Consider the following 23,087-nt stretch of genomic DNA (forward strand, 5'->3'; position numbering starts at 1 on the left):
GTTCTCGCGCTGCGACGTGGGTGCCCGATGGGAAGGATTCACACTTCGGATGCGGGGCGATCCGGGATGGACCGCCGCGCGTCGTCTCGTCTCAGCGCCGGCGCATGCAACAGCACCGGCCATGCATTCGCATGGTGGCGTCGGTTGCTGCGAAGCCGCGCATCGGTGCCCTTCCCGGACGAGATCGTGAACCGGTACCCGAAATCGGACGTACCGCCGGAAGCAGGCTAACGCGTGGACACCGTCGGTGTCGAATTTTGCGTATACGCACGGCGACGAACGGCGACGGTGGTGCGCCGAACGGTCACTGCGGGTGCTCGGCCATCTCGAGGGCCTTGGCCGTGTAGACGCGGAAACCGCGGTGCGGGCGGTAGCCGTGTACCTCGGGGGTGTCGAGGCTGCGGAGGAACGACAGGATCTGCCGGCTGAACACCTGACCGGGCACCAGCACCGGGAACCCCGGCGGGTACGGGGTGACGAACGTCGCGGACACCACCGACCGGCCCGCCTCGAGGGCATCGTCGACGTCGTCGGACGTCAGGTACTCGCAGCGGGTCTCGTCGTACGCCAGGAAGAACGCACGCCGCACGTCACCGTCGAGAGTCATTGCACTGCTTCCCCCTTCGAGGAAGATCGGGTGGAATCCGCTGAAGTCCGGCAGCGGCGCCACCGGGCTGGTCAGCCGCGCCACCGCCGCCTCGTGCAGCGCCCGTTCGGTGATCGACATGTCGGCGAGCCGGTCGTCGAGTTCGTGCGCGAACTTCACCAGCACCTCCACGAGGTACGCGACCGAACTGCGGGTGGTGCCGATGTTGGTCATGAACAGCACCGTGTTGCGGGACGTCTTGTTGATCTGGACGCCGTACCGGTCCATCAGTTCGGCGCGTTTGAACGTGTCGCCGTCGATGCCGGTGTCGCCGATGTACAGCGTGACGCGGGACGGGTCGAGCACGAACTCGTCGCACGCCCACGCGCTGACCATGTCGCGTAGGCCGCCGCGCAACGGCTGGTCGATGTGTGCGGGCCGGAACCGGTCCGGGATCATCTCGGCGGTCGACAGGCAGTGCATGTACTTGCTGAGCAGCGGGTGCCCGTCGATGGCGTCCCGCAACTGCATCGCGTTCTCGACCTGCTTCTGCACCAGTTCGGCGCCCTCGAGGTCGGCCTGGCGGCGGCCGATGTCGAGGGACGCGAGGATCTGGTAGTTCGGGGAGGTGGACGTGTGCGCCATGTACGCCTCGTGGAACGTCTCCTCCACCTTCTGCTCGAACTCCTGGTCGAAGACGTGGATCATCGAGCCCTGCCGCAGCGACGTCAACGTCTTGTGGGTGGACTGGGTGGCGTACACCCGGACGCGGGTGCGGGCGGGGTCGGGCAGCAGTCGCGTCCCGAGCAGGGTGTCGTCGTCGGCGCCGCGGATCCGCTCGGCGTGGTCGGCGTACGCGGCCCGGTAGTCGGGGTCGCGCAGCCGTTCCCGGACGGCACCGGCGGCGTGCATCGCGGTGCGGGTGCGGTAGACCGGATGGAAACGGGCGAACGCGAACCACGCCTCGTCCCACAGGAACACCAGATCCGGTTTGATCGCGAGGCATTCCTCCATGACGCGTTCGACGTCGTAGATGATGCCGTCGAACGTGCAGTTGGTGAGCATCACCAGTTTGACGCGGTCGAGTTTGCCCGCGCCGCGCAACGCGAGGAGCCGGGACTTGATCTCCCGCAACGGAACCGCGCCGTACATCGAATAGCCGCTGAGCGGATACGCGTCCAGGTACGTGACCTGCGCGCCGGCGAGCATCAGCCCGTAGTGGTGCGACTGGTGACAGTTCCGGTCGACGAGGACGATGTCGCCGGGGCCGACGAGCGCCTGCACGACGATCTTGTTGGCGGTCGAGGTGCCGTTGGTGACGAAGTACGTCTGCCGCGCCCCGAACGTCTTCGCCGCCAGCGCCTGCGCGTCGCGCAGCGGACCGGTCGGCTCGAGCAGCGAGTCCAGTCCCCCGCACGTCGCGGACGTCTCGGCGAGGAACACCTCGAGCCCGTAGAAGTCGACCATGTCGGAGATCCAGTGCGAGTTGACGATCGACTTGCCCTGCGAGATCGGCAGCGCGTGGAACACCCCGGTCGGGCGGTGGCTGTACTCGCGCAGCGCACTGAAGAACGGGGTCCGGTAGCGGGCGTCGACCCCCTCGAGCAGGCTCAGATGCAGGTCGAGGGAACCCTCCCCGGCGTGGAAGACGCGTCGGAAGTACTGGCCGAGCCGCCCGGCGGTGTCCTCGACGGCGATCTCCGTCATCAGGTACAGGTCGAGTTCGGGGCGGGTGTCGGTGAGTTCACCGGCGAGGATCCGGGTCCGTTCCTCCGGCGGGTGGTGCGCCAGTTTCTCCGCGACCCCCGAGTAGATGAAGTCGGCGACACCGGTGAGGTCCTGCCGGGACCGGTGGTGGAACCGGCGGCGTATCACGCACGCCTGCAGGTTCACGTTCAGCCGGGCGGCGATGACGGCGTCGTCGCCGCTGCCGACGACGACGAGCTCGTACACGAACTGGTCGTCGGGACGCCGCCACGATCGCAGTTCGCGGCGCAACGCCTGCTCCTGCCGATCGTTCATCGCGCCGACGACGAGGACCTCGAAGTACGGACGGTCGGGGTGCTCGACGTGTTCCTCGGGGCCCGGTGGGGTGTCCGTCCCGAGCAGGTCGTGGTCCCCGTCGACCGGGACGACGAGGGCACCGCTGCGGTAGGCGCCGGTGACCAGTGCCCGGTTGATCCGGGTGACGGTCCGGGCCAGCCGCTCGTAGGCGCCGGCCGCGAACAGCCGCTGGACCTGACCGAACGTGCGGGTGCCCGGAAACGCCCAGTACCGTTCGAGGGGCCGTAGCCTGCCGATCAGGCCCTCGACACCGTCGCGCAGGTCGTCGACGGGCGAGCCGCGGGCGGCGGCACCGGCCAGATGTGCACTCGCCTCCTCGAGCCGACACCAGGCGTCGGCCCGGAACTGCCACACACTGTTGTAGGCACGCGGATTCACGTCAGCCATCTCGAGCCTCCTCGAGCGTCTCCACCCAGCGTGCTCCCCCGGACCTGGCGTGGCAAGGACGGGAACTGCCGGAAGCCGGGGCTACCAGGAGCCGGTGCGCAACACGATCTCGGTGGCCAGCTCGGCGGCGGCCTTCGCCGGCACGTTGTCGACGCCGTCGAGTTGCACGACCCGGAAGTCGGAGTACACGTAGCGGCCGGTGACGTCGGCGCACGCGCGGCCCAGGGAACTGCCGACGACGAGGGTGGTGGGCAGTTCGACGGCCGGGCACACCGCGTCCAGGACGGTGCCGTCGACGCTCGGCGCCGCCGGATGCCCGCGGTCGGCGACGATCAGGCTCGCGAACCGTCCGAACGTGCGGGCCGCGAGCTGCCACGCCAGCTCCGCGCCCGTTCCGGCGCCGACGAGGTTGACCCACGGCAGCTTCAACTCGTCGAGCAGCGCGATCACCGACGGCACGTCCAGGCCGTCGACGGACTCGGGGACGACGGTCCGCAGATCCGAATCGTGCAGGCGCGCGCAGACGGCGTCGAACACGTCGCTCGGGTCGCCGGCGTCCGGCAGCAGTAACACGGTGTGCCGGCTCTCCGGCCCCGCGATTCGGACGGTCACGGACCCGGTTCCCACAGCAACGCTCGTCGACTCCATGACCGGAAACGGTACGCGATGCACATCTCGAATCCGGATCCCTATGCGGGATAGAGCTTGCCGATGATCTCCTTGGCCATCGCGGTCGCCGGATCCTGCCCGTTCGCGGCGGGCGCGAGGTTGGCCCACACCACCAGCGTCACCTTGGCATCGGGGTCGTGGCCCATGAACGAGTTGAAGCCGGGCAGCTCCCCGGTGTGCCCGAGCATCGGACCCATTTTCGCGATGCCCCAACCGTATTGGGCAGCCGCCGGATCGGGTCCGGTGGGCTGCAGGCTCGCGAGCCGACGCTCCTGCATGTCCTTGCTCAGCAGTTGCCCGCCCACGAGCGCCTGCACCCACGTGACGAGGTCGGTCGCGGTGGAGATCGCGGCGCCCGCCGCCCACGCCCACGACGGGTTGACGTCGGTGACGTCCGCGGGCTGCAGGGTGCCGTCCTTCGCCGCCGCCTGCATGGCCTCCGGCAACGCCGGATCGGTGAGCGTGTCCATGTTGGTGCCGAACACGTAACCCTGCGGATGCCGGGCCGGGACCGAACTGTCGGCGGCGTCCGGGAACGACGTCCCCGTCAACCCGGCCGGACCGAACAGCCTGGCCTGGAAGATCTTCTGCAGCGGTTTGTCGTCGAGATCCTCGGCGATGAGGCCGAGCAGCACGGTGTTGGTGTTGGAGTAGTGGTAGCCCTCGCCGGGCGGGAAGTACGGCGGGTGCGCGAACGCGAGCGCCAGCAGCTCGTCGGGCGTCCACTGCTTGCCGGGATCGTCGTCGAGGGTCTGGTTGAGTTCCGCGGTCTCGCTGTAGTCGAACAGTCCACTGCGCATGTTCAGCAGCTGCTCGATCGTGATGTTCTCGCCGTTCGGCACGTCCGGCCGGTATGTCGACACCGGGTCGGTGAGGGCGAGTTTGCCCTCCTGCACCAGTTGCAGGATCACGGTGCCGGTCATGGTCTTGGTGTTCGACCCGATCCGGATGTGCTCGGCGGTGTCGACCGGGACACTCTGCCCGATCGTGCCGGTGCCGTACGTGACCGTCAGGTTGCTGTCCGGGGTCTTGAGGATCGCGACCGCACCGGGAATCTGCAGATCCTTCGCGACCCGGGTGACGACGTCGTTGAGCGCGGTGGCGTCCAGCGTGTTCAACGCGACCGTCGTCGTGGCGGCGACGCTCTGCGACGTGGCCGTGGTGGTCTCGCTCGACGGCTCCGTCGCCGGCTCGTTCGACGAGCAGCCGGTGAGGACGAGTACCGCGGCCGCGGCACCCCCGACGAACCGGACGGTCACGGATGTACGGGGGTCGGTGCGCACGTCGTATCTCCTCGCCGTCGAGTCTCGGACGTCGTCCCGCAGCCTATGCGTCCGGGCAGGCCCGCGAACCGGGAACGAACGAACCCGATCGGCGGCACCTGTCGGTCGCCTGTTGACCGCACCCACCCCGACTTCTATGGTTCATTACATGAGTAATGAACCAACCAGCCTCGGGGTGGTGGTGCCGCAGTGCTGAACGAGGACGGGAAACCGCTCTTCCAGCAGGTCGCCGAGCTGGTCGAGAACGCGATCGTCGACGGTTCGCTCGCGGAAGATGCGCAGGCGCCGTCCACCAACGAACTCGCGGGCTTCCACCGCATCAACCCCGCCACCGCGGCGAAGGGACTCAACCAACTCGTCGCCGACGGGATTCTCCACAAGCGAAGGGGCATCGGCATGTTCGTCACCGTCGGAGCACGCGACACACTCCGCGCACGTCGGCGCGACCAGTTCGCCGCGCAATATCTGGCACCGCTCGTCCGGGAAGCCGACAAGCTCGGGATGAGCATCGCCGAACTCAAATCCATGCTGGACACCTGGGAGGACCGAACATGACCAGCCACAGCCCGGGCCGCGACCCGATCGTGTCGGTACGCGGCGTCGGCCGCCGGTACGGCGACGTCACCGCCCTCGACGACGTCTCGTTCGACCTCGCGGCCGGCACGATCTACGGACTGCTCGGCCGCAACGGTGCCGGCAAGTCCACGCTCATGAAGATCCTGACGGGACAGGACTTTCCGACGGCCGGAGAGGTCTCGGTGTTCGGCGGCGCACCGTTCGAGAACGCCGACGTCCTGCGGAACGTGTGCTTCGTCAAGGAGGCACAGCGGTACCCGGACGACCTGCGCGTAGCGCACGTCGTCACCGCCGCGGAACTGCTGCTCCCGCACTGGGATTCCGCGTTCGCCGGACGCCTGCTCGACGACTTCGAACTCCCCGGCCGGCGCCGGGTCAAGAAACTCTCCCGCGGTATGACGTCGGCGCTGGGCATCGTCGTCGGCCTCGCGTCCCGGGCACCGCTCACCATCTTCGACGAGCCGTACCTGGGCCTGGACGCGGCGGCCCGGCAGCTGTTCTACGACCGACTGCTCGCCGACTACGCCGAGCATCCGCGCACGATCCTGCTGTCCACCCATCTCGTCGACGAGGTCGCCGACCTCCTCGAACACGTCCTCGTGATGGACCGCGGGCGGGTGGTGATCGACTCCGACACCGACGAACTCCGGAGCCGGCACGTCCTGGCCACCGGCCGCACCGACGCCGTCGACGCGTTCGCCGACGGGTGGACGGTGCTGCACCGGGAGGCGTCGGGACCGTTCGCCCGGGCGACGCTGCGCGGTGACGTGACCGGGACGGCCCGCGCCGAGGCCGCCCGCCTCGGCGTCGAACTGGCTCCGGTGTCGTTGCAGCAGATCACCATTCGTGACGCCGTCGACACCACTCCCGCGAAGGAGACGAACCGATGATCCCGACGACGACATCTTCCACGGCGGCACCCCCGACGACGCACCGGCCCGGACGGTCCGGCCTGCCACGCATCCTGGACGTCGCCCGCATCCACGTCGTGGCGTGGCCCCTGCTGATCGCGGTCCCCGTCGCGATCGTCGCGGTCACGTTCGCGATCAACTACACGATCCAGGCCCTGATCGACACGGACGGATCGACGCAGGGCACCGGCGCCATCCTCGCGCTGTACGGGTTCGTCGTCGCGTTCTACGTGCAGGCGGTGACGCAGACGTTCCCGTTCTACCTCGGATTGTCGGTGACCCGGCGGGAGTTCTTCGTGGCCACCGGCCTCGTCGCGGTCGCGCAGTCCGCCCTGTTCGCCGGGATGGTCCAGGTGCTGTCGGTGATCGAGGCCGCCACCGACGGCTGGGGTGTGCGCCTGCGGATGTTCGGGGTACTCCGGTGGGTGACGGACTCGTCGTTGCTGCAGTTCCTCGGCTACTTCGCGACACTGCTGCTGACCACCGCGATCGCGACGGCGGCCGGGGCCGTCTTCCAGCGGTGGCGGGCGCTCGGCCTGACGATCGCGGGGATCGCGTCGATCGTCGTGTTCGGCGGCGCCGCGATCGTGGTGACCTGGGCCCGGTGGTGGCCGGCGGTGACGTCGTGGTTCGCCGACACGCCGCGGGCCGTCGTGCTCGTCGGCCTCCCGGTAGCGGTGACACTGGCCGTGTTCGCCGCCGCCTGGGGTGTGCTCAGGCGGTCGACGACCTGATCGTGGGCCGAGCGATCGGTGCACTGCCGGACAGCAGCGCGCCGATCGCGTCCACGTCCAGGTGGGTTTCGACGAGGTCGGCGAGCAGGTCCAACTGCGCCTCCCGGACGGCCGCGACGTCGGTACCGGGGGCGACCCGGAAGCCGGTGCGACCGGACCGCTCCGCGATCTCGGTGAGGAATCGTCGACGGAACGCGTCGTTCTCGAGGATGCCGTGCCAGTGGGTGCCGCGGACACTGCCGCGGACACTGCCCTCCTTGGTGCCGTCGGACGCTGTCAGCAGCGGCGCATCACCGGTGCGACGGACGCGACCGTGGTGGATCTCGTAGCCGCGCACCGGGATTCCGTCCACGTCGCCGGTCACCTGGGCGAGGACCTTGTCGGGGGAGAACTCGATCTCGAGGTCGAGCAGGCCCAGCCCGGGAACGCTGCCGGCCCCGGATTCGACGCCGTCGTCGATCACGGAGCCGAGCATCTGGTAGCCGCCGCAGATACCGAGGATCGCGCCGCCGTTCGCGGCCCGGGCGGTGAGGGCGTCGGCGATTCCGCTGCGCCGCAACCACTCCAGGTCGGTGACGGTGGACTTGCTGCCGGGCAGCACGACGAGGTCGGCGTCGGCCAGGCGGGACGGTTCGCTCACCCAGTGCACCGCGACGCCGGGCTCGCACGCGAGGGCCTCGACGTCGGTGGAGTTGGAGATCCGCGGCAGCCGGATCGCGGCGACCCGCAGCCACTCGTCGCCGATCGGCGGGCCGGGCCGGCCGACGGGGGCATCGCCGACCACACCGAGCGAGTCCTCGGCGTCGAGCCACAGGTCCTCGGCGAACGGCAGCACCCCGAGGGTGGGGCGTCCGGTGAGCTTCTCGAGTTGCTCGAGACCGGGTTCGAGCAGGCTCACGTCGCCGCGGAACTTGTTGATCACGAATCCGGCGATCAAGGCCTGGTCCTCGGGTTCGAGGACGGCGACGGTGCCGAACAGGTGCGCGAGCACTCCCCCCCGGTCGATGTCGCCGACCACGATCACCGGCAGGTTCGCGGCCCGCGCGAGACCCATGTTCGCGAGGTCGGTGGCCCGCAGGTTGATCTCGGCGGGTGACCCGGCACCCTCGCAGACGACGACGTCGAATTCGTCACGCAGCGAGGCGAGTTCGTCGGCGACGATCTCGCGCAGCCACTGCCGGTGGGTGATGTAGTCGCGGGCGCCGACGGTGGTGACGGCCCGGCCGCGGACCACGAGCTGCGACGTGCGGTCCCCGCCCGGCTTGAGGAGGACCGGGTTGAACCGGACGCTGGGTTCGAGGCCGCACGCCCGCGCCTGCAGCGCCTGCGCCCGGCCGATCTCCCCGCCGTCGAGGGTGACGACGGAGTTGTTCGACATGTTCTGCGCCTTGAACGGCGCCACCTTCACCCCGCGCCGGGCGAGCATCCGGCACAGGCCGGCGGTGAGAACGCTCTTGCCGGCGTCGGACGTGGTGCCGGCGACCAGCAGGGCACCCGTCAGGGCTGTCACGGCAGCGTGAGGATCTCGGCGCCGTCGTCGGTGACCACGAGGGTGTGCTCGAACTGGGCGGTCCAGGTGCGGTCCTTCGTGACGACGGTCCAGCCGTCGTCCCAGATGTCGTAGTCGATGGTGCCGAGGTTGATCATCGGCTCGATCGTGAACACCATGCCCGGTTCGATGATCGTGTCGACGTTGGGCTGGTCGTAGTGCAGGATCACCAGGCCGTTGTGGAAGGTTTCGCCGATGCCGTGACCGGTGAAGTCGCGGACCACGTTGTAGCCGAAGCGATTCGCGTACGACTCGATGACCCGGCCGATGACGTTGAGTTCGCGGCCCGGCTTGACGGCCTTGATGGCGCGCATCGTGGCCTCGCGGGTGCGTTCGACGAGCAACCGGTTCTCCTCGGACACGTCCCCCGCGAGGAACGTGGCGTTGGTGTCGCCGTGGACGCCGTCGATGAACGCGGTGACGTCGATGTTGACGATGTCGCCGTCCTGGACCACCGTCGAGTCGGGGATCCCGTGGCAGATGACCTCGTTGAGCGACGTGCAGCACGACTTGGGGAAACCGCGGTAGCCGAGCGTCGACGGGTACGCGCCGTGATCGCACATGTACTCGTGGGCGATGCGGTCCAACTCGTCGGTGGTGACACCCGGGGCGACGGCCTTGCCGGCCTCGGCCAATGCCTGGGCGGCGATCCGGCTCGCGACCCGCATCTTCTCGATCGTCTCCGGCGTCTGCACCCACGGTTCGCTCCCCTCGCGGGCCGTCGCCTTCCACACGTACTCGGGACGCTCGATGTCCTTCGGGACGGCGAGTGTGGGCGAGACGGTTCCGGGAACGAGGGCGGTACGCACAGACATGCGTCCAGGGTAGACGGCAGCACAGCGCTCCCCGAGCACGGCACGACACGCCGTTTCGTCAAGGATTCCTGCCGCCTACCGACCGGAATCCTTCACACACTGCGGCACGTCCGCATTGCGGCCGCGACTCCGGGCCGAATACCGCCTCTACCTGCGCGGATGCTTTTGCCAGGAAAGTCGGTATGGTGAGCGGTCAACCTGATCAGAAGTGAGAGTGACAATGGGCCAGCAGTCGCGGGCCACCGCACATCGGTGGGCTCCGGTCAAGGTCAGCAAGGTCGTCCCGACCGTCGAGGACGACATCGTCCGCCTCGACATCGAACTGGACGGGAACATCCGTCCCGAGTGGGCACGCGCGTTCGCCCACATGAGCGCAGGCAGGAACCTGAACCTGACCCTGCACGACACGGAGAAGTCACCCCGCATCACATTGACAACCCGCAGCGACCACCGCGAGGCCTCGGAGTTGGCCGTGCTGTACGTCGTCGAGGAGGTCAACCTCTACATCCGACTCGCCATCGAACTCGTCGGGCAGTGACACACCACGGGTGATCACCCCAGTTCGGTCACGAACGCCATCCGATCGCCGCGGTAGAGCGAGCGCACGCGTTCGATGGGGACGCCGTCGGCGTCGCGGGAGACACGGTGCAGTTTCAACATGGGCATCGCGGTGCTCGAGTCGACCAGGCCGGCCTCCCGCGGCGTGGGCAGTGCCGTCTCGATGCGTTCGGTGGCGGTGGTGAAGATGATCCCACGGGTCCGGACCGCCGCGTACAGGGACGTCTCGGGATCGAACGTGTCGATCAGGTCCGGGAACCGGTAGTGCGGTAGATACGTGCTCTCGAGGCCGATGCGTTCGCCGTCGGCGAGCAGGACACGCTCGAGGTGGACGACAGGATCGCCGACACCGATCTCGAGGATGTCGGCGAGCGCCGGGTGGGCGTCCACCTCCTCCCAGCGCACCAGGATGCGGCCCGGCTCCCGCCCCTGACTGAGCGCGCCCTCGGTGTACGAGCCGAGCGACAGAGGTTGCACCAGTTTCGGGCGGGCTACGACGGTGCCGCGGCCCTTGCGTTCGACGCGGCCGGCGACGAGCAGTTCGTGCAGCGCCTGCCGGACGGTTTCCCGGGAGACACCGCAGCGCACGGCGAGTTCCCGCTCGGCCGGCACCGAGTCGCCCTCGGTCAGGTCGGCGAGCAGATCCTCGACGTGGGTGCGCACCAGATAGTGCTTGGGCAGGGACTCGGCGGTCATGACATACCCGCGACGGGCACCGAATCGGGTAGTGCCACAGCAGTTTCGAGGATACTCACGGTCGTCAGCGTACACAGATTCCGGTCTGTACCAACTGTTCATTTTCCGTTTCCCCGACGTCCCCCAGTTGGTCTAGACCAATGGTCATGGTGTGTCCCATGCGAATTGCAATTGTGGGTGGAGGAATCCTCGGAACGGCACACGCCGACGAGGCGATCCGCCGCGGACACGAGGTCGTCCAGCTCGAACGTGAACTCGAAGCGCGCGGCGCCACCGTACGCAACTTCGGTCTGGTGTGGGTGTCCGGCCGGGCCGAACACGAACTCGATGCCGCCCTGCGGTCCCGTGAACTATGGGCCGATCTGGGTAAGCGGGTACCCGAGATCGGTTTCCGCGCAGCCGGATCCACCACCCTGCTACGCACCCCCGAGGAGGTCGCGGTCGCCGAGGACATGGTCTCGCGGGCCGACGCCGACGTCCGCGGCTTCTCACTCCTCGAGCCGGACGCCGTCCGTGCGATCAACCCGGCGCTGCGCGGCAAGTACCTGGCGGGCCTGCACTGCTCCCGCGACGGCGCCGTCGAGTCCCGTGTCGCACTGCCCGCGATCCGTCGTCATCTCGAGGCGACCGGACGCTACACGTTCCACGCCGGTACCGAGGCCCGCGAGATCACCAGCACCGAGCACGGGGTGCGCATCCGCGACGACCACGAGCGCACGTTCGACGCCGACCTGGTCATCGTGTGCCCGGGTGCCGCCCTGGGTGGCCTGGCCCGCGACCTGGCCGGTGAGCTGCCGCTGCGCCGCGTGCGCCTGCAGATGATGCAGACCGCGCCGCTCGGCGAGGCCCTGACCACCGCGATCGCCGACGGCGACAGCCTGCGCTACTACCCGGCGTTCGCCGGCACGGCACTCGACGCGCTGCGGGCCGCGCAGCCGCAGGAGCCCACCGCCGCCGAGCACCGCATGCAGCTGCTGTGCGTGCAGCGCCTGCACGGCGGCCTGACCATCGGCGACACCCACGAGTACGACGAGCCGTTCGACTTCGACGTCGACGAGGCCCCGTACCGGCACCTGACCAGCGTCGTCGAGGAGTTCCTGGGCCGGCACCTGCCGCCGGTCGTCAAGCGCTGGGCCGGCGTCTACAGCCAGTGCCTCGACACCGGAGCGCTCGTGCACCGTGCGCAGCCCGCCGACAACGTGTGGGTGGTCGCCGGACCGGGTGGCCGCGGCATGACCCTCGGACCCGCCCTCGCCGAACACACCGCCGACCAGCTCGGCCTCTAGCCACAGGAGCACACCATGACCAGCATCGATCTCGCCGTCCTCGACATGGCCGGCACCACCGTCGCCGACGACGGTCTCGTCCTCCGCGCGTTCGCCGCCGCCGGCGCCGCTGCGGGCCTGCCCGAGTCGGGCCCCGAGGCCGACGCGGCCCGGCAGTACGTCCAGGACACCATGGGACAGTCGAAGATCGTCGTGTTCCGCGCCCTCACCGGAGGCGACGAGGACCGCGCCCAGGCCGCGAACCGTGCGTTCGAGGCCGAGTACGACCGGCTCGTCGACGAAGGCGGCGCCACCGCGATTCCCGGTGCGGCCGAAGCGATCACCGCGCTGCGCGACGCCGGCGTCCAGGTCGCGCTGACCACCGGCTTCAGCCGCACCACGCAGGACAAGCTGCTCGCCGCCCTCGGCTGGCACACCCTCGCCGACCTGACCCTGTGCCCCGCCGACGCCGGACGCGGCCGCCCCTACCCGGACCTGGTCCTCACCGCGCTGCTGCGCCTGGGTGTCGACGACGTGAAAGCCGTTGCCGTCCTGGGCGACACGGCCAGCGACGTCACGACCGGCCGCCGCGCCGGCGCGAGCATCGTCGCAGGCGCCCTGACCGGCGCACACGACGAGGCGCAGCTGCGGGCCGCCGATCCGACGCACGTGGTGCCGTCGGTCCGCGAGTTCGCCGACCTGATCCTCGCGACCCGCTGATCCTCCCTCCCCGTACGACCACCTCACCGAGACAGGAACCTCCGAATGAGCAGGAACACCAAGCGTTTCCGCATCGGAATCGCCACGATCGCCCTGAGTGCCACCGCCCTCACCCTCACCGCGTGCGGCGGCACCGGCGCCGCCGCGGGCGCCTCCGGGGAGACCGTCACCGTCTACAGCTCCGACGGTCTCGCCGCCTGGTACAAGCCGCAGTTCGAGGCGTTCACCGCCGAGACCGGGATCGCCGTGAACCTCGTCGAGGCCGGCTCCGGTGAGGTGGTCTCGCGGGTCGAGAAGGAACAGTCCAATCCGCAGGCCGACGTCGTCGTCACGCTGCCGCCGTTCGTCCAGAAGGCAGACGCGCAGGGCCTGCTGCAGCCCAGCGGCATCGACACCTCCGCGGTGCCGGACGCCGTGAAGGATCCCGACGGCAACTACGTCCCGGTGGTGGACAACTTCCTGTCGTTCATCGCGAACCCGGGCGCGAATCCGGCCCCGAAGACGTGGGACGACCTGCTCACCGAGCAGTTCGAGGGCAAGCTGCAGTACTCCACCCCCGGCCAGGCCGGTGACGGCACCGCGGTACTGCTGCTGCTCCAGCACCTCATGGGCAAGCAGGGTGCGCTGGACTACCTGGCGAAACTGCAGACCAACAACGTCGGACCGTCGTCGTCGACCGGCAAACTGCAGCCGAAGGTCAGCAACGGGGAGCTGCTCGTCGCCAACGGCGACGTCCAGATGAACCTGTCGTCGATCAAGGACGACGGCTCCACGTTCGACGTCTTCTTCCCGGCCGGCGCGGACGGCACGCGCACCACCGTCGCGCTGCCCTACGTGATGGGTCTGGCCGCCGGCGCCCCCAACTCGGACGAGGCCAAGCAGCTCATGGCGTACCTGCTGTCGGAGAAGGCGCAGAAGACCGTCGCCGACCAGGCCCGCGGCGTCTCCGTCCGCACCGACGTCCGCGAGGCCGCCGGCACCTCGACCGACCCGTCCTCCCCGACCGGTCTCGTGAGCGGCGTCGACGTGTGGACCCCGAACTGGAACGACGTCCTCGCCACCCTGGACGCGGACATCGCCGACTACCAGAAGGCAACCGGTAACTGACATGGCACGATTCGAGTCCGGGCGGTCCCTCCGCTCCGCTGTCTCCACCGACACGAACAGTGACACTCTCCTTCCCGCCATCACGTTCGACCGCGTCAACGTCGCCTACGGCCGCGGAGCCGGGGCCACCCGGGCTCTGATCGACTTCAATCTGAAGGTCGCCCGCGGCGAGACCGTCGCCCTGCTCGGCCCCAGCGGCTCGGGCAAGTCGACGGCCCTCAAGGCGCTGGCCGGTTTCAACCGGCCCACGTCGGGTACCGTCCGCCTCGCCGGCGAGGACATCACCGATCTGCCGCCCGCCGAACGCGGCATCGGCGTCGTCGTCCAGTCGTACGCCCTGTTCCCGCACCTGCGGGTCGCCGAGAACGTCGCGTTCGGCCTACGCGCCCACCGGGTTCCGCGCTCCGAGATCGCGGGCCGGGTGTCCGACGCCCTCGCGATGGTCGGCATGTCCGTGTACGGCAAGCGGTATCCGCGGGAGCTGTCCGGCGGCCAGCAGCAGCGTGTCGCGATCGCCCGCGCGCTGGCGATCCGCCCCAAGGTGCTGCTGCTCGACGAACCCCTCGCCGCCCTCGACGCACAGCTGCGTCAGTCGATGCTCACCGAACTGCAGGAGCTGCGGGCGGCGCTGCCGGACACCGCGATGCTGTACGTCACCCACGATCAGTCGGAGGCCCTCGCCCTCGCCGACCGGATTGCCGTCATGCGCGACGCCCGTCTCGTCGACATCGACACCACCGAGAACCTGTGGAAGCGGCCGCCGAGCAGCTTCACCGCCGCATTCCTGGGCGGCGCGAACCTGATGCCGGCCACCGTGACCCGCGTCATCGGCACGTCGGCACTGGTGTCGGTGGGCGGCACCCCCGTCACCGCGCACGCCCCGCAGCCGGAGATCGGCCACAACGACTGGGAGTCGGACGCCGGCGCACTGCTGTGCCTGCGCCCGCACGCGATCACCCTCACCAACCCCGCCGAGCGCGGCGCGCTGCCGGGCCGGATCGTCGCGAGCGTGTGGCGCGGTTCCTCGACCCGCGTGACGATCGCGCTGCCCAGCCTGCCCGAGACCCCGATCGACGTGGATGTTCCCGGCCACGACGAGCGTCCTGTCGGCACCGAGGTCGGCATGCGCTTCCCCGAACGCGGCGCCGTGCTGGTGCCCGTCCCGAAGGCGGCCCCGTGACCGCCGTGCTCGACGCCCCCACCGCCGTCGCACCGCCCGCGCGGCCCGAGCCGCCCCGGTGGCGGGCCGGCCTGTGGGTGCTGCCGCCGCTGCTGCTGGTGGTCGGGTTCGCCGTCTACCCGATGGCGCGGGTGCTCGCCGAGTCCACCGTCACCGACACCGGCCGCGGCTGGTCCACCTGGTCCGAGGTGCTCGGGTCGACGTCGTTCCGGAATGCGCTGTGGCGCACCGTCCAGATCGCGGTCACCTCCACGCTCGGCTGCCTGATTCTGGGCACGTTCCTGGCGCTGATCCTCGCGTTCGTGCCGTTCCCGGGTTCGAAGGTGGTGGGCCGGCTGATCGACACGGTCCTGTCGCTGCCGTCATTCCTGGTGACGCTCGCGTTCACGTTCCTGTACGGCACGGCCGGCGCGGTCAACGCGCTGATCACCCGGTTCACCGGCGCCGACGAGGGGCCGCTGAACTTCCTGAACACCCCGTGGGGGGTGATCGCCGCGGAGATCACGTTCTTCACCCCGTTCGTGGTGCGCCCCCTGCTGGCGGCGTTCTCGCAGATCCCCCGCGACCAACTGGACGTCGCTGCGAGCCTGGGCGCGTCCCCGCTACGGGTGCTGCGCCAGGTGGTGCTGCCCGAGGCGTGGCCCGCGATGATGGCCGGCGGATCGCTGGTACTGCTGTTGACGCTCAACGAGTTCGGCATCGTGCTGTTCACCGGCGCGAAGGACGTCATGACGCTGCCCGTCCTCATCTACACGCACGGCATCGTCACGTTCGACCTGCCCGGCGCCGCGGTGATCGCGACCGTCCAGGTGGCGCTGTCGCTCGCCCTGTACGGCGGCTACCGATTCCTGTTCGCCCGACTGATGGGAGGCAGCCGTGCTGCTGTGGACCCGACGCGCTAGGTACCTCACCCTCGGCTTCTTCGCGGCCGTCGTCACGGTCGTGTTCGTCGCCCCGATCGCCACGGTGATCGCCGCCGCGCTGGCCGGGGCGTGGACCGGACCGCTGCCGTCGAACCTGGGGACGAAGAACCTGTCGACGGCCCTGTCCGACGAGAATCTGGCCAGCATGTCGGTGAGCCTGCAGACCGCGATCATCGCGGGCGGGCTGGCGCTGGTCGTCGGTACGTGGGCGGCGCTCGCGGCCCGCGAGGCCCCGGTGTGGCTGCGCAAGATCACCGACGCCGTGTTCCACCTGCCGGTGGCACTGCCGTCGGTGGCGATCGGCCTGGGCCTGCTCATCGCGTTCAACGAGCGGCCACTGCTGCTCGGCGGCACCAAGTGGATCGTCATCCTCGCGCACGCCGTGCTGGTGCTGGCGTTCGCGTTCAGTTCCGTCTCCGCGGCACTCGACCGCCTCGACCCCGCCTACCGGCAGGCCGCCGAATCCCTCGGCGCCGGACCGGCCCGGGTCCTGCTGCGGATCACGCTGCCGCTGCTGGTACCGGCCCTCGGCGCGGCCGCGGGTCTGTCCGTCGCCCTGTCGATGGGCGAACTCGGCGCCACGATCATGGTGTACCCGGCCACGTGGAAGACGTTGCCGGTGGCCATCTTCGGGCTCACCGACCGCGGCCAGGTGTTCCAGGCCGCCGCGAACACCACCATGCTGCTGCTCGTCACCCTCGTGGCCCTGCTGGTGCTCGGACGCATCCGCGGACGCGGCACCGCCCGCTGACCATGTTCGGCCGCAGCGCCCATTCCTTGCCTCGACACGCGGGTTCCCGCGGCGGCGGCGTAGGAATGGGCGCTCGGTGCCGTGTCAGAGTGATGCCATGATCACTTTCTCCTGGCCGCAGTACCTGTGGCTCGTCACGATCTTCGTCGGCGTACCGATGCTGGTGGCGGCGGGTGTGATCCGCTCGGTGCTGCGGGTCGAACGGACCGACAGCCGGCCCCGCGCGGGCCGGTTGGGGCTGTGGGCGACCGCGGCGACGGCATTCGCCCTGGGGTTCGGGGCGTGCGCGGGCTGGCTGAGCTGGTCGGCCTACGGTCCGGGCCCCGGACTGCCCGCACCGAACGCGTTCCCCACCTGGCAGGTGGTGGCGTGCGGGGTGACGGTGGTGGCGGCGTGTTTCGTTGCGGCGCAGCTGTCCCGGTGGGCGAGGTCCGGCGGGCTGGCCGCGGCGGCCGGGACGACCGCCGGGTTCGCGGCCGCGTTCTGTGTGGCCGCGACATACGACACGACCGGGCTGTCCGGTGTCGGCATCATGCTCTCGATGGTCGGCTGGGGTCTGGGCCTGAGCGTGCTGATGAGTATCCGGGGCGCGCTGATCGACCGGCGTCGCAGCCGGACGCACCCCGGACGGCCTTCACATACCTGAGCCCCCACCCCTCGCGTTTTGCGCACTTGTCGCGAGTCCGCCGTGGCGGAAACACGCGACAAGTGCGCAAAACGCGGAGGTCGGATCTACTGACCCTGGCGCAGCAGGAACCGCTGGATCTTGCCGCTCGGGGTCTTGGGGAGGTTCTCGACGAAGTGCACGGTCCGCGGGTAGGCGTGGGCGGCGAACTTCTTCTTCACGAGCTGCTGCAGGTCCTTCTCGAGCTCGTCGGTGCCCAGGGCACCGTTCCGGAGAACCACGAACGCCTCGAGGACCTCGCCGCGCAGTTCGTCGGGCATGCCGACGACAGCGGCCTCGTCGACGTCGTCGTGCATGACGAGGACGCTTTCGACGTCGAAGGGGCCGATGCGGTAGCCGGCCATGATGATGACGTCGTCGTCGCGGGACGAGAAGAAGAAGCGGCCGTCCTCGTCGGTCTGGCCGGCGTCACCGGTGATGTACCAGCGGCCGTCCTCGCTGAAGCGGGCGGCGGTCTTCTCGGCGTCGTCGCTGTAGCCGGTGAACCACATGAGCGGGCTGGCGTGGGTGTCGATGGCGACCCGTCCGGGGGTGCGCGGCGGGTTGATCTCGTCGGACTCGTCGGAGAGGACGGCGCAGCTCCAGCCCGGCAGCGGACGGCCCATCGACCCGGCGACGACGTCCTCGTACAGGCCGTCGGCCCACGCGTTGATGATGAACATGCCGTGCTCGGTCTGGCCGTACTGGTCGTGGACCTTCACACCCAGCTGCTCCTGCGACCACGCGATGACGTCGGGGGTCAGGGGCTCACCGGCGGACGATGCGCGACGCAGCTTCACCGACTCCGGCACCGGGGTCTCGTCGGCGCGCAGGCTGCGGTACACGGTGGGGGCGGCCGCGAAGTTGGTGACACCGAACTTCTCGATCACCTTCCAGGTGAGCGGGGCCGAGAAACCCGAGTGCAGCAGGATGCTGCGGACACCGGCGGCCATCGGGCCGAGCAGCGCATAGTACAGGCCGTACGCCCAGCCCGGGTCGGCGGCGTTCCAGAAGATGTCGTCCTCCTGCACGTCCAGACCCCACTCGATGTACGAGCGGAACGCGGCGAGCGCGCGGATCGGCACCGGGACACCCTTCGGGGTGCCGGTGGTGCCGGACGTGAACAGTCGCACGATGGGGGCGTCGCCGCCGAGTGCGACCGCGGCGCCGCGCGGATCGTCGGCCGGGTACTGCGCGAGCAGGTCCTCGAAGCGCAGGACACCCTCGGCGACGTCGTCGCCACCACCGACGACGATCGTGCGCCACGACGGGTTCTCCGGCATGTCGCCGCCCGGCGCGAGCTTGGCGACCTGACCGGCGTCGGCGATGACGACCTTGGTCTTGCTGGCCTCGACACGGAACGCGATCGCCGGCGGTGCGAACGCCGTGAACAGCGGCACGTGGACCGCGCCACGACGCCAGATGCCGAGCAGCGCGACGACGATCTCCGCCGACTTGCCCATCAGCGTGGCCACACAGTCGCCCGGTTCGACACCCAGATCGGCGAGTGCGGCCGCGAACCGCGTCGACTCCCCGCGCAGCCAGCCGTACGTCAGATCGTGCGACGACAGATCGGATTCGACGACGGTGAACGCCACCGCGTCGGCAGGGTGGCCGTCACACAGCAGGTCGGCGGCGCACGCCTCCGGGGACTCGTACTGCGCCAGCAGTTCGCTCACGCGGGCGGTGGTGTCGACGGTCATCGTCACTCCTCGTCGTGTCGGGGCCCAGGGACAAATCGGGCCTGAATTCGACCTATATGCTTCGTGACACAGAGTCGAACGACTACCCCCGGAAAGGGGTGACCAGGATGCCCGCCGACGCCACGGCCCTGCTCCGGCCCCGCGACCGGGATGCGCTGCGCTCCGAACTCCGCAGGGTTGCCGCCACCGGCATCGTGCCCGTCCTGTTCGGGGGCGAGGTCCGGGACAACACCCTGCACCTGGGCGAATTCGTCGGCACCCTCACCGACGGGCTGCGGGGGTTGGCCGTCGCCGAGAGTTCCGGGCTCGGGGGACGCGTCGTCGAACGGAAGAATCCGATCGCGATCCACGACTACAGCCGCGACCTGTCGATCACCCACCACTACGACCGTCAGGTGATCGCCGAGGGCCTGCAGTCGGTGCTGGCCGTGCCCGTCGTCGTGCAGGGCACGTCGCGGGCCGTCGTGTACGCCGCGGTCCGCGAGAACAGCCCGATCGGCGATCGGCTCACCGACGTCATGATCCAGACCGGACGCCGCCTCACCAGCGAGATCACCATCCGCGACGAGGTGGACCGCCGGGTCCGCATGCTCGACGCGGCCATGTCCGAACAGACCGTGCACACGGCCGCCGACGCCGAGGAGATCCGCGACGTGCACGCCGAACTGCGCAGCATCGCCCAGATGATCGGCGACCCCGACCTGCAGGAACGGCTGCGGGCCCTGTCCGGGCGGCTCGCCGGTCTCGGCTCCCCGCAGCCGCCGCACCCGGCCCACCCGGCCGTGGTGCTGTCGACGCGGGAACTCGACGTCCTCGCGCACGCCGCCCTCGGCTGCACCAACATCGAGATCGCCGAACGCCTCTCGGTCAAACCGGAGACGGTGAAGAGCTATCTGCGCAGCGCGATGAGCAAGCTCGACGCCCATTCCCGCCGGGAGGCCGTCGTCGCGGCCCGGCGGCTGCGGCTGCTCCCCTGACACCGGAGTTTTCTGAAACACGTTCCACTGCTGTGTCATACTCGCGCGCATGACCACGACACCGGCCCGGCAGGAACTGATCGACCTCGTCCTCGGCTCCCCCGCCGCGGTCGCCGTCCACGACAAGGACGCCTGGCTGGGACTGTTCGCGCAGCGGCACGTGGTGGAGGATCCGGTCGGCGGCCGGCCCGTCCTCGGCGGCCTGTACGACCGGCGCAGCCGTACCCGCGGCGGCGCCCCACTGAACCGATTCTGGGACACGTTCATCGCCCCCAACGACATCCGTTTCCACGTCCAACACGACGATATCGTCTCCGGCCTCGACGTGGTCCGGGACGTCACGATCGAGACGCGACTCGGCGACGGGGTCGTCGCGACGGCACCCATGCACCTGCTGTACGAGACGACCCTCGACGACGGTGCCCCCCGCATCCGCCGGATCGCCGCGCACTGGGAGCTGGCGCCGATGTTCGCGCAGGTCGCGGGCGTCGACCGGGCGAAACTCGGGGTGGCCGCCGCGATGGGCACCCGGATGCTGCGGCTGCAGGGACTCGGCGGGTCGCTCGCGTTCGGGCTCGCGGTCCGCAGCGTCGGCGAACGCGGCAAGCAGTCCGTCCGCCGCCTCGTCGCCGACGCCGACCGCGGCGACCGGGCCGCACGCGAACTGCTCGGCGGCCGGCCCGTGCAGGATCTGACGAAGATCATCGCGGCCGGGGACACCGTCACCGCGACCTGCACCGTCGACGGCGCCCACGCCGTGCTGTTCTGCTACCTGAACCGGCGCACCCGACGGGTCACCCGGACCGTGCTGTACACGTGATCAGTCGAGCAGCACGGTCGCGAACGTCGCCACCTGGGTGAAGCCGACGCGGGCGTACGCGCGCCGCGCCGGCTGGTTGAAGCTGTTGACGTACAGGCTCGCGCGACGACCGCGGGCCACGATGTCCGCGGCCACCGCCGCCGTCCCGGCGCCGCCGAGACCCTCACCGCGGCGGGACGGATCGACCCACACTCCCTGGATCTGCCCGACGGCCGACGACATCGACCCCACCTCGGCCTTGTACACCACCCGGTCGTCCTCGAACCGGGCCCATGCCCGCCCGGACGCGATGAGGTTCGCGACCCGCCGCCGGTAGCCGCGGCCGCCGTCGTGCAGGCGCGGATCGATGCCGACCTCCTCGACGAACATCGCGATCGCCGCCGGCAGGTACGCCTCGATCTCGTCCATCCGCACCTGACGCACCCGCGGATCGGGTCGCACCGTGGGCGCCTCGTCGAGCACGAGCAGCGGCTGTTCGGCGCGGACCTCCCGCGCGGTCCCCCACTCGTGTTCGAGCATCTCCCACAGCGGCAGCGTCAACTCGGCTCGCCCGACGAGCGACGAACACATCCGCGGGAACCGGCCGGCCCGATCGGCGAACGAACGCAGATCGTCGGCACCGCCGAGCAGCGGGATCAGGTTGGCACCGGCGAAACACAGCGACTCGGTGGGCCCGCCGCGGCTCCACATCTCACCGTGCAGGGACCGCGGATCCAGCCCGGTCTGCTGGACGCGGGCCGCCACCATGCACGCGGCGACCGGGTCGGCCTCGAGCACACGCAGCACCTGGGTGGTGTCCCGACCGCCCAGCTGCCTCGCTCCGAGGAGCTTGAGCACCGACGCACTCCCTTCGTGTCCGTGTCTGCCGACCGTGTGTCGTCGAGAGCAAGACTGCCACGAAGGGGCGCGGCGCGGGAGGTTTCAGCTGACGGTGACCGACGGCGCGCCGCTGGGCTGACCGTCGTCCGTCATCTCCTCGGCGATGCGCATCGCCTCCTCGATGAGGGTCTCCACGATCTGCGCCTCCGGGACGGTCTTGATGACCTGGCCCTTGACGAAGATCTGGCCCTTGCCGTTGCCGGACGCGACACCGAGATCGGCCTCGCGGGCCTCGCCGGGACCGTTGACGACGCAGCCCATCACCGCGACCCGCAGCGGCACCTCCAGGCCCTCGAGCCCGGCGGTGACCGCGTCGGCGAGCTTGTAGACGTCGACCTGTGCGCGACCGCACGACGGGCACGAGACGATCTCGAGTTTGCGGGGACGCAGGTTCAGCGACTGCAGGATCTGCGTGCCGACCTTGATCTCCTCGGCGGGCGGTGCGGACAGCGACACCCGGATCGTATCGCCGATCCCCTCGGACAGCAGCGCACCGAACGCGACCGCCGACTTGATGGTGCCCTGGAACGCCGGACCGGCCTCGGTCACGCCGAGATGCAGCGGGTAGTCGCACTTCGCGGCCAGCTGCCGGTACGCCTCGACCATGATCACGGGGTCGTTGTGCTTGACGGAGATCTTGATGTCGCCGAAGCCGTGCTCCTCGAACAGGCCCGCCTCCCACAGCGCCGACTCGACGAGCGCCTCCGGGGTGGCCTTACCGTACTTCTGCATCAGCCGCGGATCGAGGGAGCCGGCGTTGACGCCGATCCGGATCGGGATGCCCGCGTCGCCGGCCGCCTTCGCGACCTCCGCGACGCGGCCGTCGAACTCCTTGATGTTACCGGGGTTGACTCGGACCGCGGCACAGCCGGCGTCGATGGCCGCGAAGATGTACCGCGGCTGGAAGTGGATGTCCGCGATCACCGGGATCTTGCTCTTCTTCGCGATCGTCGCGAGCGCGTCCGCATCCTCCTGCCGCGGGCACGCCACCCGGACGATGTCGCAGCCGGACGCCGTCAACTCCGCGATCTGCTGCAGTGTCGCGTTGACGTCGTGCGTCTTGGTGGTGCACATCGACTGCACCGACACCGGGTAGTCGCTGCCGACACCGACACCGCCGACCATCAGCTGACGCGTCTTACGACGCGGAGCGAGCACAGCGGGAACCTCGGGCAGACCCAAACCGACGGGGCTGGTCACGTTTTGCCTTCTTTCGTAGCTACGGGGCAAGTCTATCGTTCGGCCGGATTCCCGGGCCTGATCGTTCGGC

The 23,087-nt window shown here is 69.7% G+C and carries 22 protein-coding genes; 13 read left to right on the forward strand and 9 right to left on the reverse strand.

Annotated features, from left to right (window positions below):
* Window positions 1–304 precede the first annotated feature (304 nt).
* The 3 genes from E0497_RS12370 to E0497_RS12380 all read right to left on the reverse strand — a co-directional run bounded on the left by E0497_RS12370 (window position 305) and on the right by E0497_RS12380 (window position 4,989).
* A complete protein-coding gene (locus tag E0497_RS12370) occupies window positions 305–3,037 on the reverse strand; it encodes an aminotransferase class I/II-fold pyridoxal phosphate-dependent enzyme (protein WP_137725101.1) in 2,733 nt (910 codons plus the stop codon).
* Window positions 3,038–3,118: 81 nt separating this feature from the next.
* Entirely contained in the window at window positions 3,119–3,685 is a 567-nt protein-coding gene (locus E0497_RS12375) for an alpha/beta fold hydrolase (protein ID WP_137725102.1), read from the reverse strand.
* A 41-nt stretch (window positions 3,686–3,726) separates the two neighbouring features.
* Complete coding sequence (locus tag E0497_RS12380; protein ID WP_137725103.1) at window positions 3,727–4,989, reverse strand: serine hydrolase domain-containing protein; 1,263 nt, start codon at window positions 4,987–4,989, stop codon at window positions 3,727–3,729.
* Window positions 4,990–5,178: 189 nt separating this feature from the next.
* On the opposite strand from E0497_RS12380, the gene E0497_RS12385 reads away from it, so the two are divergent.
* The 3 genes from E0497_RS12385 to E0497_RS12395 are packed head-to-tail and all read left to right on the forward strand — an operon-like array spanning window position 5,179 to window position 7,210.
* Window positions 5,179–5,544, forward strand: a complete 366-nt coding sequence (locus tag E0497_RS12385; RefSeq protein WP_421958341.1) for a GntR family transcriptional regulator — start codon at window positions 5,179–5,181, stop codon at window positions 5,542–5,544.
* Window positions 5,541–6,455 carry an ABC transporter ATP-binding protein gene (locus E0497_RS12390; RefSeq protein ID WP_137725104.1) on the forward strand — a complete coding sequence of 305 codons (915 nt, stop codon included), beginning with the start codon at window positions 5,541–5,543 and terminating at the stop codon, window positions 6,453–6,455. Before E0497_RS12385 ends, E0497_RS12390 begins: the two co-directional genes overlap by 4 nt.
* The gene (locus E0497_RS12395) at window positions 6,452–7,210 is read left to right on the forward strand and encodes an ABC transporter permease (protein ID WP_137725105.1); all 759 of its coding nucleotides are present in this window, start codon (window positions 6,452–6,454) and stop codon (window positions 7,208–7,210) included. Before E0497_RS12390 ends, E0497_RS12395 begins: the two co-directional genes overlap by 4 nt.
* Here the strand turns inward: E0497_RS12395 and E0497_RS12400 are convergent.
* Complete coding sequence (locus tag E0497_RS12400; RefSeq protein ID WP_137725174.1) at window positions 7,191–8,711, reverse strand: cobyric acid synthase; 1,521 nt, start codon at window positions 8,709–8,711, stop codon at window positions 7,191–7,193. The genes E0497_RS12395 and E0497_RS12400 overlap by 20 nt on opposite strands.
* 5 nt (window positions 8,712–8,716) lie before the next feature.
* On the reverse strand, window positions 8,717–9,574 hold the full coding sequence (gene map, locus E0497_RS12405; protein ID WP_137725106.1) for a type I methionyl aminopeptidase: 858 nt from the start codon (window positions 9,572–9,574) through the stop codon (window positions 8,717–8,719).
* A gap of 220 nt (window positions 9,575–9,794) precedes the next feature.
* Between map and E0497_RS12410 the strand changes: the two genes are divergently transcribed.
* Complete coding sequence (locus tag E0497_RS12410) at window positions 9,795–10,112, forward strand: hypothetical protein (RefSeq protein WP_137725175.1); 318 nt, start codon at window positions 9,795–9,797, stop codon at window positions 10,110–10,112.
* Window positions 10,113–10,126: 14 nt separating this feature from the next.
* On the opposite strand, the gene E0497_RS12415 is transcribed toward E0497_RS12410, so the two are convergent.
* Window positions 10,127–10,828, reverse strand: coding sequence for a GntR family transcriptional regulator (locus E0497_RS12415; RefSeq protein WP_137725107.1), 702 nt, complete (start codon window positions 10,826–10,828; stop codon window positions 10,127–10,129).
* 158 nt (window positions 10,829–10,986) lie between these two features.
* Between E0497_RS12415 and E0497_RS12420 the strand changes: the two genes are divergently transcribed.
* The 7 genes from E0497_RS12420 to E0497_RS12450 all read left to right on the forward strand — a co-directional run bounded on the left by E0497_RS12420 (window position 10,987) and on the right by E0497_RS12450 (window position 17,420).
* Window positions 10,987–12,114 carry a TIGR03364 family FAD-dependent oxidoreductase gene (locus E0497_RS12420; RefSeq protein WP_137725108.1) on the forward strand — a complete coding sequence of 376 codons (1,128 nt, stop codon included), beginning with the start codon at window positions 10,987–10,989 and terminating at the stop codon, window positions 12,112–12,114.
* Window positions 12,115–12,129: 15 nt separating this feature from the next.
* Window positions 12,130–12,813, forward strand: a complete 684-nt coding sequence (locus E0497_RS12425; protein WP_137725109.1) for a phosphonatase-like hydrolase — start codon at window positions 12,130–12,132, stop codon at window positions 12,811–12,813.
* Window positions 12,814–12,858: 45 nt separating this feature from the next.
* Entirely contained in the window at window positions 12,859–13,920 is a 1,062-nt protein-coding gene (locus E0497_RS12430; protein ID WP_137725110.1) for a 2-aminoethylphosphonate ABC transporter substrate-binding protein, read from the forward strand.
* Window position 13,921: 1 nt separating this feature from the next.
* Window positions 13,922–15,100: an ABC transporter ATP-binding protein gene (locus tag E0497_RS12435; RefSeq protein WP_137725111.1), complete on the forward strand. Its 1,179-nt coding sequence runs from the start codon at window positions 13,922–13,924 to the stop codon at window positions 15,098–15,100.
* The gene (locus tag E0497_RS12440) at window positions 15,097–16,002 is read left to right on the forward strand and encodes a 2-aminoethylphosphonate ABC transporter permease subunit (protein ID WP_137725112.1); all 906 of its coding nucleotides are present in this window, start codon (window positions 15,097–15,099) and stop codon (window positions 16,000–16,002) included. Before E0497_RS12435 ends, E0497_RS12440 begins: the two co-directional genes overlap by 4 nt.
* Window positions 15,977–16,774: an ABC transporter permease gene (locus tag E0497_RS12445; RefSeq protein ID WP_137725113.1), complete on the forward strand. Its 798-nt coding sequence runs from the start codon at window positions 15,977–15,979 to the stop codon at window positions 16,772–16,774. The genes E0497_RS12440 and E0497_RS12445 overlap by 26 nt, the downstream gene beginning before the upstream one ends.
* A gap of 97 nt (window positions 16,775–16,871) precedes the next feature.
* On the forward strand, window positions 16,872–17,420 hold the full coding sequence (locus E0497_RS12450) for a hypothetical protein (protein WP_137725114.1): 549 nt from the start codon (window positions 16,872–16,874) through the stop codon (window positions 17,418–17,420).
* 86 nt (window positions 17,421–17,506) lie between these two features.
* Here E0497_RS12450 and E0497_RS12455 read toward each other — a convergent pair whose 3' ends face one another.
* The gene (locus tag E0497_RS12455) at window positions 17,507–19,141 is read right to left on the reverse strand and encodes an AMP-binding protein (protein ID WP_137725115.1); all 1,635 of its coding nucleotides are present in this window, start codon (window positions 19,139–19,141) and stop codon (window positions 17,507–17,509) included.
* 107 nt (window positions 19,142–19,248) lie between these two features.
* On the opposite strand from E0497_RS12455, the gene E0497_RS12460 reads away from it, so the two are divergent.
* Window positions 19,249–20,118 carry a LuxR C-terminal-related transcriptional regulator gene (locus tag E0497_RS12460; RefSeq protein WP_137725116.1) on the forward strand — a complete coding sequence of 290 codons (870 nt, stop codon included), beginning with the start codon at window positions 19,249–19,251 and terminating at the stop codon, window positions 20,116–20,118.
* A 49-nt stretch (window positions 20,119–20,167) separates the two neighbouring features.
* Window positions 20,168–20,938 carry a nuclear transport factor 2-like protein gene (locus tag E0497_RS12465; protein ID WP_137725117.1) on the forward strand — a complete coding sequence of 257 codons (771 nt, stop codon included), beginning with the start codon at window positions 20,168–20,170 and terminating at the stop codon, window positions 20,936–20,938.
* Here E0497_RS12465 and E0497_RS12470 read toward each other — a convergent pair whose 3' ends face one another.
* Both E0497_RS12470 and ispG read right to left on the reverse strand, forming a co-directional pair.
* A complete protein-coding gene (locus E0497_RS12470; RefSeq protein WP_137725118.1) occupies window positions 20,939–21,775 on the reverse strand; it encodes a GNAT family N-acetyltransferase in 837 nt (278 codons plus the stop codon).
* A gap of 84 nt (window positions 21,776–21,859) precedes the next feature.
* Window positions 21,860–23,017, reverse strand: coding sequence for a flavodoxin-dependent (E)-4-hydroxy-3-methylbut-2-enyl-diphosphate synthase (gene ispG, locus E0497_RS12475; RefSeq protein ID WP_137725119.1), 1,158 nt, complete (start codon window positions 23,015–23,017; stop codon window positions 21,860–21,862).
* Between the last annotated feature and the right edge of the window lie 70 nt (window positions 23,018–23,087).

Origin of the sequence: Prescottella subtropica, assembly GCF_005434945.1 — a bacterium.
GTDB lineage: Bacteria > Actinomycetota > Actinomycetes > Mycobacteriales > Mycobacteriaceae > Prescottella > Prescottella subtropica.